This is a genomic window from Paenibacillus sp. 01T47 (assembly GCF_056398245.1).
Genome location: NZ_JBFTPA010000010.1, coordinates 175,863 through 189,703 on the forward strand (window position 1 = coordinate 175,863; position 13,841 = coordinate 189,703).

Consider the following 13,841-nt stretch of genomic DNA (forward strand, 5'->3'; position numbering starts at 1 on the left):
CTTCCCCAATATGGAGAAACCCCGCTGCATTTAATTATGAATTATTTTTTCAATAAACCTTGCTCTTCCAAAAATGCCTTCGCTACGTCCGCATATTCTTTTTTGTCGATATCCACTTGCGCGTTCAGCTTCTGAACCGTTGTGTTATCCAGCTTTGCAGAAATTTTGTTCAACACTTTAGCAATTTCAGGGTCCTTCTCGTTCAGCTCGCCGCGAAGCACTGGAGCTACGAAGTAAGGAGGCCAAAACTTCTTATCATCCTCAAGCAATACAAGATCCGGATTCGTCAAATCGCCATCAGTCGTGAAGCCAACTGTTACATCCGCTTCGCCATCTAGTGTTACGCGATATTTGATGCCGTAATCAAACAGCTTGATGCTTTTGAAGTTCATTTTACCGTAGAAAGTATTTAGTCCCTTTAATCCGTCTTCACGCTCTTCAAACTCAGGAACAGCAGCGAGGTTAAGCTCAGGAGCTAATTTCACCAAATCTGATATTTTGTAAAGATTATATTTTTCAGCAATTTTCTTTGTTGTAACAAGACCTTGTGAATCGTTTGCGTTTGTTGGCTCCAGCCAAACCAGGTTGAATTTCTCTTTGTAGCCTTTTGCTACAGTATCATATACGGTTTTGGCATCAGAGTTTGGCGGCAATTCCAATACGTTGATTAAACCTGTTCCTGTATACTCCGGGTAAAAGTCGATGTCGCCTTTTTTGAGCGCTTCATGGGCAACGAGTGTGCCGCCAAGATTGAGCTTGCGATCTACCTTGTAACCTGCGTCCTCAAGTGCCAGTGCGTACATCTCGCCCAAAATCAATGATTCCGTAAAGTTTTTCGAGCCGACTTTAATCTTTTCTTTGCCTGAACCTCCCTTAGAAGAACAAGCGCTAATAACGAGTACCACACTTATAATCAATAATGCCAAGCTTACCCATTTCTTTTTCATCTGAATTTTCCCCTTTCATTATACACGCTGATATTTGGTTACTGCTCTTTCAATTCCAGCAAATCCGATCTCCGATAAAATAGCTAGCAGCGCTACCGGCAGGGCCCCGACAAGCAGCAATGAGAATTTGTACATGCCAAGACCGTTGATAATAAACGTTCCCAGCCCGCCTCCTCCGATGAATGCGGCCAATGTTGCACTGGCGATAACTTCTACAGCGGCTGTTTTTAGTCCTGACAGCAACAGCGGAGCAGCTAACGGCAGCTCGATTTTCCGCATAATCATTTTCTCTCCCATACCGAGGCCTGAAGCAGCTTCAATAATCGCTGGCTCAATACCTCTAAAGCCCATGTATGTATTAATGAGAATAGGCGGACAAGCAAGCAGCGTTAATGCAACTAATGCCGGTGCAAAGCCAGTTCCCATGATCGGTAAAATAATGACTAAAACCGCAAGGCTTGGGATGACTCGCAAGGAGTTGAACAGCCCCATAATCGGACCGGTCAGCCACTCTTTCTTGGCACATAATATGCCGAGCGGCACACATACGACGAAAGCAATAAGGAGCGCGTAGAAACTTATGCTTAAATGCACCTTGACCGCTTCCAAAAATCTGTCGCTGTTAGCATTCACATATTCATAAGCTTCGAGGAACACATTCACCCGTTTGTCATCCTCCTTCCCCTAAGTATTATCACTAATCAATAACTTGTTACCACTATTATTAAACTTTATACCCCATTATGTCAATCGGAATTATTAATTTATATCCTTTCCTAGCTGAATAAGGGTTTGCAGCAGTACATTTGCTCCTGTTTCACAGTCCTCACGGCTGCTCCATTCAAGCGGATGATGACTGATTCCGTCCTTTGAGCGCACCAAGATGAGCCCCATTTCCGTTAATTCACTCATGACCACCGCATCATGGCCTGCGCCGCAAATCATATACTCCGCAGGCAAACCTGCATCCTCACAGCTATCTGCAATCACTTTTGTAATATACTCCGACGTTTGAACAGGCACAGCAGCATCTAATATCCGGATAGCGTAACTCAGCCCTCTTGCTGCAGTAAGGCGTGACAACTCGCTTTTTATCGCAACCTCCAGCTTATTGAGCGACTCCAAGGATTCATGCCGCACATCGAGTGTAAACACCGCTTCACCCGGAATTACGTTAATTGCGGCTGGCGCAAGCTTAAACGTCCCTGTTGTTACGACGCCCCCATACTTCACTGCGATTTGTTCCACAGCAAGCACAACTTCTGCTGCGGCAGGCAAAGGGTCCTGTCTTAACTTCATGGGCGTTGTTCCCGCATGGTCCGCTCGTCCATGAATGGTCACTTCGAACCAGCGATGTCCATAAATCGCTGTTGCAATGCCAACCGCTTTATTCAGCTCTTCCAGAACTCGTCCTTGCTCAATATGAAGCTCAACATAGGCATGAATGGCTTCTGATCTGCGACTTGCAAGAGCGGCTTGATCAGGGTTCAAGCCGCCATGCTCCATCGCTTCGCGAAGCGACATGCCGGAAGAATCCGTAAGATCCAGCCACTTTTCATCCCAAGTATTTGCCATCGCACGGCTTCCCAAATAGCCGGCTCCAAAGCGTACGCCCTCTTCGTCCGTAAAGCAAATAACCTCGAAAGGTCTATCATGCCTGATTGACTGCTCCTTGATCGTTCGCAAAACCTCAATACCGCCAAGTACACCAAGCGCTCCATCGAATTGGCCTGCTTGAATGACCGTATCGATATGAGAGCCCGTCACTACAGCTCCTGTCCGCGGCTCCTCCCCCTCCAATCGCCCAATTAGATTGCCCGCTTCATCCTGCCTGACTTCTAGTCCCGCTGCTTTCATTTCACTGATAATAAATTGCCTCGCTATAAATTCCTCATTGCTGAGCGATAGACGTGTTACACCGCCGTTTGGATCTGCGCCGATTAAACCTAAAGCTTGTATTGAATCCCATAACCGTTTACCGTTGACCTGCACATGCTGAGCCTTAGCCATCTTGCCACCCGCTTAAATCCTCCTTATCAAAATAAAGCAATGCGGCGGCTAGAGCCTGCGTTCCCGAAGCAATATCATCCTCATCGGTCCATTCCTCGGGACAATGGCTTCTGCCATCCTTGCTAGGAACAAAGATCATGCCAATTGGCGCAATACGCGCAAGCTGGTTCGCATCATGCCCCGCCCCGCTTGCGAGGTGAATAGCTGGAGCAACAGAAGCACAGGCTGCAAGCACTCCACCCAGCACAGACTTTTTGACAATGACGGAATCTGACTTCGACAGCAGCTCAAGCGACAAACGAAGGCCTCGCCTTGCAGCAATCTGGATCGTCTCCGCTGCAAAAGCGGCGTACACCGCGTCAGCCACCGTACGATCAAGTGAGCGGATTTCAAGCTCAAACCGAACGAGGCCGGGCACGACATTAGATGCATTCGGCTCATTCGTCACTTTGCCGATCGTGCCTACGGCTACGCTCGCATGATCGTTGCAGTGACGTTCAAATGCTAAACCAATCTCGCAAAAGCCTGCCAGCGCATCGTTCCGAAGCGTCATCGGCGTCGTCCCTGCATGATTTGGCGCACCTTTGAGCGTGACACGATAGCGATGAATACCTACGATACCGAGCACCGCTCCAAGTTGATGGCCTGATTGCTCCAGCACCGGACCTTGCTCGATATGAAGCTCAAGGTAGAGCGCTACATCACCCAGCTGCCTCGCCTCACTCATCAGCCGTTCGACATTTCCCCCTTGTTGATTAATCGCATCGCTAAGCTTCAGCCCAGTATCATCGCGAAGCTCCAGCATCGCTTCAGGCAATTTGCCAACCATCCCTCTGCTCCCAATCGTGGAGATGCCAAACTCACTCGGCTCCTCTGCCGTGAAATCGACAATTTGCAGCGGATGCCGAAGCTTCGTTCCTGTTTGTTGAAGCAAACGGGCAATTTCTATGCCGGCTAGCACTCCTATGATTCCATCGAACCGCCCGCCGCCAGTAACGGTATCTGTATGCGAGCCAATCATGATAGGCGCTAAATCCGGATCGTTGCCAGGCAAGCTGCCTATTAAATTTGAAGCTGCATCCAGCGAAACAGACAGGCCCGCTTCCTCCATTTTCTCGGTCAGCCAGCGCCTGCCGTCAGCATATTGCTTCGTAAATGGACGACGCGTCCAGCCGGGTTTAGTTGGATCAACAAATATTGATAGATGTTCAATATCAGACATCATTCGAGATACACTTGGCACCAGTCTATCCATTTTGCTACCCATCCCATTCATTCCTCTCTCGCAAAATGATTAAGCAAGATGCTCTGCTTTAATAAATTCGCCATGACTCGCCTTGCCGGTAACAGCTCCCGCTACATACACAAGCGTTCCCCTTACGAACGTGTGCGTCACTTTTCCTTGCATACTCATGCCGTTATAAGCACTCCAGCCAGCACTCGATTGAAGCTCACGCTCATCTAGCGTCCAAGCTGCAGCAGGATCGATAATCGCGATATCGGCATCGTAACCTTCAGTTAATCTGCCTTTGCGATGACCAAGCCCAAATACGTCAGCAGGCCTTTGACTGATCAGCCTGACCATGTCGGTAAGCGCTAATTTTCCTTTCGCCACTCCCTCGCTGTAAATAATCGGAAGCAAATGCTCTACTCCGGGAGCACCTGAAGCATTATTAAAAATATCCGCGTCTGATTTACGCCCAATTAGCCACGGAGCATGATCGGAAGTAATCATATCGATCGATCCGGTTTTCAATAAGTCCCATAAATCCTCTTTATCCTGCTTCGTGCGAAGCGGTGGATTGATTTTACCCTTCGCCTGCAAACGCGGCATATCTTCTTCACTAAGCGTCAAATAGTGGGTACAGGTTTCCGCAGTGACTTTCGCTCCAATAGAACGGAAATAGTCCACCAGCTGAAAAATACGCGGATACGTACAATGATATAAATGCAGTTTGACTCCTGTCTCATAAGCAAGCTCCATAGCGGTCAGCGCTGCTGCTGATTCACTTACTTTCGGTCTGCTCCAGCCATGCGAACGTGGATCTGCACCTTGGGAGCGATATTTATCAATATATCTGCGGACGATCTCATCGTTTTCTGCATGCACGCCAACCGGACAACCTGTTTCAGCAATGACCGCAAACGAATCAAGCAATTGTCCGTCATCTATTCGCGGAAAGCGGAAGGAATCCGTATTAAACATCGATACTTTAAAGCCGCATGCACCGGCCTCGGCAAGCTGGCGGATATGGTCATAACCGTCTTGCTTATGAATCGTAACAAGCATCGCCATATCAACGATGGATTGCTGTTCTAGCTGTTGTTTTTTTCCCTCGAAAGCAGGAAGCGTACAGATCATCCCCGTCGCATCATAAGGCATTTCAATAATCGTCGTTACGCCTCCGGCAGCTGCAGCTGCACTCGCTGTGTAAAACCCTTCGTCAAGCGAGCTGTAACAATGGACATGAGCGTCGACTGCACCAGGCAGCACATAGCTGCCTTCGGCATTAATCTTTTCTGTTGCGGCAGCCATGTCCGTGTCGTCTCTATCACCAATACGAACAATTTTACCGTCCTTGATTCCAACTGCGGAATGGTATGCGACGCCCCCTGGAAGTACGAGATTTCCATAAATGACGAGATCATAGCTGTTATTCACCATTTGCTCCTCCTTCCAATTGAATGCCACTGCGAATAAGCTCATACATAGCAGAAATATCTGGGGTTAGCGGACGATCTTCCGTCAACATAGGCACTGCACTGCGAATTTGCGAATAAACAGCGGCCGAGCCTCTGCCTAATTCAGATTGTATACTGCGTAAATCAATGGCTTGGGCTGCATGCAGCGCTTCCATCCCTATAATGTAGGTTAAGCGATCGATGATGTCTTCGAGCTTACGAATGACGAGCGGTGTATTGTTTGCATGATCCTCCATGTCGCCTGCCAGCGATAAATAATCAGCAGATACCGGATTAGAGAGCAAGCGGATTTCCGCATCAAGGGAGGTGTATGTTTTTTGAAGCGTTCCGAAAGCGATAGACTCTGGATTTGGTGCTAGAAACCTCTCCAGACCGGTAAAGGATGGCGTTCCGAGCTTAAGTGATCTGTAGCAGCTTATTTTGGATACATGACTTAGCGCTATCGCAACCATCTCAAACGCCACGGTCCATGAGGTTACGTCAAAGTTTGAGGAGGGCACTACTCTTCTTTCATCTATTAATACACAAGGATTATCATCAGAACCGTTTAATTGAATGAGCAGCAGCCTTGTCGCATAAGCAAGCGCATCACGAGCTGCGCCATGTACATGGCAAGCACTGCGAAAGCTGAGCGGATCTTGAATTTTATCGTTTTTACTTGACTGCTGTAGCGTTCCGCCTTGCAAATAACTTCTCACATTTGCCGCGCTTGCTGCAGCTCCCTCGAATGGCCTTACCTCAAATAACGCCGGATCAAGCGGATTCATGCATCCCCTAAGCGCTTCAAGCGACAATGCAAAAATAGCATCTGCCGTACCGAGCAGCTTTAAAGCCGCTGCTGCTGCCAGTGCACCAGTGCCCGCGGACAGCGCATTGGAGCTTACAATTGCCAGTGCATCCTTTGGCCCCAGCTTCACAGGAGTAATCCCCGCAGCTTGAAAAGCCGTTTCCGCGCTCATCATCTGGCCTTTGTAATTCACATTTCCTTCTCCCATCATCGTTAAGCCGATATGAGACAAAACCGAGATGTCGCCTGCGCCAACAGATCCTCGAAGCGGAATGATCGGATGGATAGCTGCATTAAGCAAATCCTGATACATGAGTACGACCGCAGGCTGCACACCTGTACAACCAATAAGCAATGAATTCAGCCTGGCAACGAGCACGGCCCGCACCTGCTGCTCAGAAGCAGCAGGCGCAATAGCCGCCGAATGGGAATAAATAAGATTGCGGTTAAACTGTTCATACATCTCCGTTGTAATGGTTCGATCTTTATTAAGACCTACGCCGCGGTTTAGCCCATAGATCGGAATGCCTTCGGCGGCAAGCTCATGAATGAGAACATGAGCCTCCTCTACTCGCTTTAATGCATGCTGTGAGCACTCCACGCGATAACTTTCCAATGCAATTTGCTCAAGCTCGCGAATCGTGAGCGCATTGCCATCAAGCGTAACCACTCGTTCGGACGACTTCGTATCATCCAAACCGATACCATCTATAACTTCATTCATAACAGGCACCTTCTTAGTAGATATCGATAAATTAGAATGATCGTGCTAGACGATACCCTTCAAGCCATATTCAGCAAGCGGTATGCCAAGCGCTTTTTCCACTTCTGGATATACGGTCGGGTCTTTCACGCTGGAGCTTAAAGGCACAAATTGCTTATCGATTGCAAACAATGCGATCTCCATGCCTTCCTTCACGCCGCCTACGCTGATCGGCAAACCTGTTGCTGCTTCAAAGGTCGTAATGACATCCGGATAAGTTGTAAGTCGCTTGCCGTCTGCATCATCCACAGCCATATATTCATTCATGACATGCATCGTCAGTTGACCTCCTGATCCATCCGCCATTGTAATGGTGCCAATATCGAAAGCGCCTGAATAATGAACGTCCTTTTTCAATACGACACCGCGACCGATGATCTGTCCATTTGTTTTGCTGCAAACCGTTTCCATAATCGCTTCCGCGCCATTCGGCTCAGCCTCGATCATCGCATAACCTAGATCAAGCGCTAACGAAATGCCGCCAATCGCTGCATGCTCCTTCACATAAGATGCTTGAATCGGATGGCGAGCAGAAGCGATAAATCCTCCCGACATGTCTGCTGCTGTCCGCAAAATGTTCGATGTCTTAGCTGGCGTGCCTTTTACAACGAGCTCCAAATAAGAACCCGTATCTCTGCGTCCGCCAACAACGACCTGAATCGTTTCATAATCGGTGCGGGAAGCAAGGCCCATCGAACCCATCTTGCCTGTTGGATGCGCACGAATATCACCAGTCGCATCAACGACAACCAGACCGAGCGCCGCAGCTGGAAGCCAGCCATTAATGGTGCTCGACATGCCGTTTTGCGGTGTCATAACCCCCACAACCTTGCCGTCATAGTTGTCCATCAGCAGTTGAACAGCCTTAATATAATCAATGCCCCACATTTCCCAGTCATTGCCTGCTGGTGCGCCGATCGCCGTCGCTGTCACAATAATGGCATCATCAGGCAGCTCATCAACCGAAACCAGCTTTGGTCTAGCAATGCCTACTGCTGCTCCGCCAATCTCAAGACCATGATCAACCCAGCCCCCGCCTCCGGATGCGAATACTGCCCCTCCTCTTACTGCTGCTTTTACATCCTCTATCGTTAATTCACGCATCATGCATTCTCCTTCCGATTCGTATCAATTCGACGTATTCCCTTTTTGCTTACTTCATCCAGCGCTTCCTCATAACCAGCGTCAGCATATCGTAGGACGCCAAGGCCTGTGTCATTGTCTAGCGTCGTTTTTAATCGAAGCTCTGCATCGGATGTGCCATCTGCAACGAGCGTGACACCCGCGCTTGTCATATATCCGCTGTAGCCACCGCCGCCAGAGTGTATCGCTACAAGATCAGCCATCGATGAACAGTTAATCATTGCATTAAGCAGCGGCCAATCCGATATTGCATCGCTGCCATCCTTCATGTTCTCCGTCATAATATTCGGGTGAGCCATCGCTCCCGCATCGAGGTGATCACGCGAGAAGGCAATGGGACCGCTCAGCTCGCCAGCTTGAACCATGGCGTTCACCGCTAGTGCCAGCTTCGTCCGATCGCCATGACCGAACCAGCCAATGCGCGCAGGCAAGCCCTCGACCGGAACATACTGATTCGCTAAGCGAATCCAGTTGACTACAACCTCGTTATCGCTGAAATGCTCCAATATATATTGATCAATCTTGCGAATATCACTAACCTCACCGCTCAAAGCGACCCAGCGGAACGGCCCAATCGCACGAGAAAACAGCGGTCTTAGAAACGCTTCGGTAAACACAGGAATATCAAAAGCATTTGTAACTCCATTTTGTACAGCCTGCGAACGAATATTGTTGCCATTGTCAAAAACGACTGCACCTCTGCGCTGAAACTCCAGCATCGCCTCAACTTCTAATGCGATTGAAGCTCTTGCATCCGCTTGAAGCTGATCCGGTTTTGTTCTGCGCAGCTCAGCTACCTTATCTAAACTGTAGCCTGAAGGGATATAACCGTACATGAGATCATGCGCCGACGTCTGATCGGTGACAACGTCAGGCTGAATGCCTCTGCGAATCAGCTCAGGATAAATATCGGCTGCGTTGCCAAGAAGACCGACTGACAAACTCTCCTTATTCGCACAAGCTGCTTGAATCCATTCCAAAGCCTCATCCAAGCTTGCCGTTTTTTTCTGCAAATAGCCGACCTCGATACGTTTGTCGATTCTAGCCTCAGACACTTCTACGCATAAAATAACGGCACCCGCCATCGTTCCTGCAAGCGGCTGTGCGCCGCCCATTCCTCCGAGACCGGCTGTCAAAATAAACTTCCCAGCCAGATTGCCGTCGTAATGCATTCTAGCTATCGATTGAAAAATCTCATAGGTTCCTTGGATGACTCCTTGTGAACCGATATATTGCCAAGCTGCCGCGGTCAAACCGCCCCAAACGATTAATCCCTGCTCTTGATATTTATAGAAATTGTCGCTCGTTGCCCATTTGCCAACAATGTTGCAATTCGCCATTACAACAATTGGAGCGTACTTATGCGTTCTCATAATGCCGATAGGCTTGCCTGATTGAATGACCAGCGTCTCATCTTCCTCTAATGATTTGAGCGTACTGACAATTGCATGATAGGAGTCCCAATTACGCGCTGCTTTCGCGAGGGCAGCATAGACAGTAAGCTCTTGTTGGTTTTCGCCATTTTCAAGAACATTCTCAAGCATTCGCAGCAGCGCCTCCTGCCTCCAGCCTTTGCAACGCAGTTCAACGCCTCTGGCAGCTACAATTCGATCCATATCCGATTCTCCTTATTATCATTATTCAATAATTAGTTTCTATTAATCAATAAATTAACAAACGTTTCCTCTCTAGTCAATACAAAAAAACAAGTTTACGTCAGTTTAAGTAACGCACTAGGAATAAGATGCTTTATAAATATAAAGGTTACCTCATTTTTTGCAAAATAGAACCTGTAAACTAAACCCATCAATCGGTTTCGTATGTGGCTGAAAGTTTGCTGAAAGAACGAGTAAACAGATGCATCTTTTTCTAAAAAGACAGATAATAGAGGGGTAAGCTGCGAAAGGGGAATTTGAAATGGTGTCCTTCAAAGGGATTAAAATATTGCTTGTAGATGATGAACCAACTATCGTGCAATTTCTGGAGCTCGGGCTCATCAACGAAGGATTTGATATTCGATTCGCCTATGACGGGGAATCCGCTTTGCAGGAAGCGAGTACCTTTCAGCCCCATGTCGTCATCCTCGATGTGATGATGCCCGGGCTGAATGGATTCGAAGTATGCGAGGCATTAAGGGCTACCGGCGATAATATCGCTATTATTATGCTGACAGCAAAAGATGAGATTGAGGATCGTGTCAAAGGCTTAACCCTTGGAGCTGACGACTATTTGGTGAAGCCCTTCAGCTTCAGCGAGCTGCTTGCCCGCATAGGTGCAAGACTGCGGAATCAGTTTCCTAATTTGCTTGGTGAAGCTGTGTATGGACCGTTCCGGCTCGATGACCGCCGCAAAGAACTCATTTATATGGAACAGGTTCTTGAGCTGTCTCCTACCGAATATGAGCTGCTAAGGTTTATCATTCTAAATCATGGTGTCGTGCTTAGTAAATCGCTCATTTTAGATAAGGTATGGGGATATCAATTCGGTGGAGAAGAAAATATTGTCGAGGTGTATATCCGCTCGCTTCGCGACAAATTGGACGACAAGGAGCATCGCCTCATTCGAACACTCCGCGGGGCCGGCTATCGGATGGATCTGCCATGACGCGTATTAAAAGGTCAGACGTCACTCGTTTCTTTGCTCCACGTTCACTAAAATATCAGTTATTATATCGGTCGCTGCTTATACTAGCGGCTTTGTTTCTATTAATTGGCGTGCTTCAATATTTCATTATGAAGGACTTTATTTTTCAAAATAAAGCCGATGCCTTAAATGCTCAAATCATGTCGATGCCCATGGATTGGTTTATGGATGGGAAGGATACGAATAACCGCCCTGAAACGAGCAATCAGGGTGATCCCGCTAATCCGGCTGAACGGCCGCAGCGTGATCGACGCGACTCGCCCATGTTCTATCAACCGGGCTTGTCTATCGTCCTGATTGATCCAAACGGTGTCACCGCTGACGTATCGAAGGATAATAACCTTAACGCCCCGCTTCTATCAACGGACGAATATGAGCAAATTAGAGATCAGCTTAAAGCGCATAAGCAAATTGGTTATAAAATCTTGAACAATGCCGAAGGCATCGAGCAGCTAGTCGTCTTCCGTATGGCTGGACCGCCAGGCAGAGCCGAAGGCCTCATTCAAGTGAGCGCCGAAACCGATTCACTGAAGCAGCTGCTCATGACACAGCTTGCCATATTCGCTGGCTTATCTGTCCTTGCACTTGCAGCAGGGCTCGCGCTTTATTTGCCGCTGCTTCGGCGTACGCTTCGTCCTTTATCTCGCGTCGTTGTGGCAGCGCAGCAAACCGATGCAGGCAGCTTAACGAAACGAATTCCCGCCAGCCAAGGACAAGAGGAAATCGATCGTTTATCCGATGCGTTTAATGGCATGCTTGAGCGCCTCGATCATTCCTTCGAGGCGGAACGGAAAACAACTGAAAAAATGCGGCGTTTCGTAGCGGACGCCTCCCATGAGCTGCGTACGCCGCTTACTTCGATTCACGGATTTCTAGAAGTGCTGCTGCGCGGGGCGGCCTCGAATCCGGAGCAACTCGCGCGCGCGCTTAACAGCATGTTTCTTGAATCCAATCGTATCAACAAGCTGGTCGAGGATTTACTCGTGCTGGCGAAGCTTGATCAAGACCCGCAGCTGCAGCTGGCCGAAACAAAGCTGGATGCGCTTCTGCTCGAGATGGAGCCGCAGTTACAATTGATTGCTGGCAATCGCACAGTAGAGCTGCTTCTCACTCCTCATGTGAGCGGTCAGTTCCATGCGGATAAGCTGAAACAGGTGGTGCTCAATTTATTTTTCAACGCGGTGCAGCATACCGATTCGGAGACAGGCGTGATCAGCATCACGCTTGCTTCGTACAATAATCAAGCTGAAATACGCGTTGCCGACAATGGAACAGGGATTGAGGCCGTGCATCTGCCTCATTTGTTTGAGCGCTTTTATCGAAACGAATCATCCAGAACGCGAAAGAAAGGCGGCGCAGGTCTCGGGCTTGCCATTACGAAATCGATTGTAGATGCTCATAGAGGTACAATTACAGTAGACAGCTTGCCCGGAGCAGGAACAACCTTCCGCATTTTGCTCCCAACCACCCCGCTCCAGCCGGTTGATATGCAAGATTAATTTAGAAAAAAACAGGAAGAGGCAGTCTCAAAAGTAGATTTTCTACTTTTTGAGACTGCCTCTTCTTCATGATTTATTATTTATTCCGCAGACTGCATCTCTGCTAATGCCCGCTGAGCTAATCCGTTTAAAGTAATGTCATCCATCGGCGGATTATGCAAGCCTGCGCGAACATCGCGGTACATCCGCTCCAGCGGAAGCGTGCGAGACAAGCTGCTTCCCCCCACTATTCTCATGGCAAGATCAACGATACGAACGGCTGAATTGGTCGCCACATATTTAGCGAGGCCCAGCTCTGGCTTTAATCCGCTCCGTCCCTCCGGTTCCCGGTCCCAGCGATCGGCGATGCTGTAGAGTAAGGTGCGAGCCGTTATTAGCTCCGCTTCCATTTCGCCAATTTGCCGCTGGATCGTTGGCAGTTCGGATATCGGGCCTGGCAAACTGTTAGGCCGATAGTTTTGGGCAAAGTGAATTGCAAAATCACGTGCCGCATGTGCAATGCCGATATAACAGGCAGGAATATGAAGCAGCGTTCCGCCATCGAAGGCCGTCCCGCCTTTACGATTAATTTCTGCGCCTTCAAGCGTACCGCTGTCTGGCACGAATACTTGATTCAACAGGAGGTCATGGCTCCCTGTTGCCCGCATGCCGAGTGTATCCCATGTTTCTTCAATACTTATGCCTGCACCCATTGGAATTAAAAACTCGCTTGCACGATTTTCTTCTTCCATCCATGCAGATATGGTGAAATAAGACACATCAGGACTAAGCGTGCTATAGGTCTTGCGCCCGTTAATAAGGAAACCTCCAGCCGTTCTTATCGCTGTAGTTTCCGGCTTGCCGCCTCTGCTTGGGCTTCCAGTTGCTCGCTCGCTTGCATAATGATTTATTGTGGCGCCTTTGCTTACAACCTCCTTGCAAAAGCTGGCGTATAAAGCTTCGGGCCATGGACGGCTTATCCGCATTTGCATTACCTGCCCCAGATGCCAGCCCGCGGCGAGCGCCGTTGAACCGTCACCGCGGGCCAAATGATCCTGCGCTAGTACAAATTCATACAATGACGCTTCATCCCCGCCATATTGCTTCGGCACAGTAAGCTTCAAATAACCGCACTCCCGCATATCGGCAAAGTTGTCATGTGGAAAAGAGCCTTCCCTATCATGCTTAGCTGATCTTCCTGCAAACTTGCTCGCCAGCTGATCCGCTGTCGCCGCGATTTCCGCTTCGCGCTCATTGCGAACGAACCGATCCTTTTCGATTTTCACCTGCATAAAGCTGTCCAGCCTCCTATCCACACTTTCATATCTGTATAGCAATCTTTCCTTTCAGTTTACACCCATCCTGCC

The 13,841-nt window shown here is 48.7% G+C and carries 11 protein-coding genes; 2 read left to right on the plus strand and 9 right to left on the minus strand.

Features of this window, described 5'->3' with window-relative positions:
- Positions 1-41 precede the first annotated feature (41 nt).
- From AC1DOV_RS20395 to AC1DOV_RS20430, 8 genes are all read right to left on the minus strand, one after another.
- A complete protein-coding gene (locus tag AC1DOV_RS20395; protein WP_477550909.1) occupies positions 42-947 on the minus strand; it encodes an ABC transporter substrate-binding protein in 906 nt (301 codons plus the stop codon).
- An 18-nt stretch (positions 948-965) separates the two neighbouring features.
- Positions 966-1,610 (minus strand): ABC transporter permease, encoded by a 645-nt coding sequence (locus AC1DOV_RS20400; protein ID WP_477509296.1) that lies wholly within the window; start codon positions 1,608-1,610, stop codon positions 966-968.
- Between the two features lie 96 nt (positions 1,611-1,706).
- The gene (locus AC1DOV_RS20405) at positions 1,707-2,957 is read right to left on the minus strand and encodes an allantoate amidohydrolase (protein ID WP_477550910.1); all 1,251 of its coding nucleotides are present in this window, start codon (positions 2,955-2,957) and stop codon (positions 1,707-1,709) included.
- Positions 2,950-4,212, minus strand: coding sequence for an allantoate amidohydrolase (locus tag AC1DOV_RS20410; protein WP_477550911.1), 1,263 nt, complete (start codon positions 4,210-4,212; stop codon positions 2,950-2,952). Before AC1DOV_RS20410 ends, AC1DOV_RS20405 begins: the two co-directional genes overlap by 8 nt.
- Positions 4,213-4,251: 39 nt before the next feature.
- Positions 4,252-5,622, minus strand: coding sequence for a dihydroorotase (locus tag AC1DOV_RS20415; RefSeq protein WP_477550912.1), 1,371 nt, complete (start codon positions 5,620-5,622; stop codon positions 4,252-4,254).
- On the minus strand, positions 5,612-7,171 hold the full coding sequence (locus tag AC1DOV_RS20420) for an HAL/PAL/TAL family ammonia-lyase (RefSeq protein WP_477550913.1): 1,560 nt from the start codon (positions 7,169-7,171) through the stop codon (positions 5,612-5,614). Before AC1DOV_RS20420 ends, AC1DOV_RS20415 begins: the two co-directional genes overlap by 11 nt.
- 45 nt (positions 7,172-7,216) lie before the next feature.
- Positions 7,217-8,317: a DUF917 domain-containing protein gene (locus AC1DOV_RS20425; RefSeq protein WP_477550914.1), complete on the minus strand. Its 1,101-nt coding sequence runs from the start codon at positions 8,315-8,317 to the stop codon at positions 7,217-7,219.
- Positions 8,314-9,969: a urocanate hydratase gene (locus AC1DOV_RS20430; protein ID WP_441876053.1), complete on the minus strand. Its 1,656-nt coding sequence runs from the start codon at positions 9,967-9,969 to the stop codon at positions 8,314-8,316. The genes AC1DOV_RS20425 and AC1DOV_RS20430 overlap by 4 nt, the downstream gene beginning before the upstream one ends.
- 301 nt (positions 9,970-10,270) lie before the next feature.
- Between AC1DOV_RS20430 and AC1DOV_RS20435 the strand changes: the two genes are divergently transcribed.
- Together AC1DOV_RS20435 and AC1DOV_RS20440 are read left to right on the plus strand one after the other, a co-directional pair.
- On the plus strand, positions 10,271-10,957 hold the full coding sequence (locus AC1DOV_RS20435; RefSeq protein ID WP_441876050.1) for a response regulator transcription factor: 687 nt from the start codon (positions 10,271-10,273) through the stop codon (positions 10,955-10,957).
- The gene (locus AC1DOV_RS20440; RefSeq protein WP_441876047.1) at positions 10,954-12,495 is read left to right on the plus strand and encodes a sensor histidine kinase; all 1,542 of its coding nucleotides are present in this window, start codon (positions 10,954-10,956) and stop codon (positions 12,493-12,495) included. The genes AC1DOV_RS20435 and AC1DOV_RS20440 overlap by 4 nt, the downstream gene beginning before the upstream one ends.
- An 80-nt stretch (positions 12,496-12,575) precedes the next feature.
- Here the strand turns inward: AC1DOV_RS20440 and AC1DOV_RS20445 are convergent, their stop codons facing one another.
- A complete protein-coding gene (locus AC1DOV_RS20445) occupies positions 12,576-13,766 on the minus strand; it encodes an acyl-CoA dehydrogenase family protein (protein ID WP_076269411.1) in 1,191 nt (396 codons plus the stop codon).
- Between the last annotated feature and the right edge of the window lie 75 nt (positions 13,767-13,841).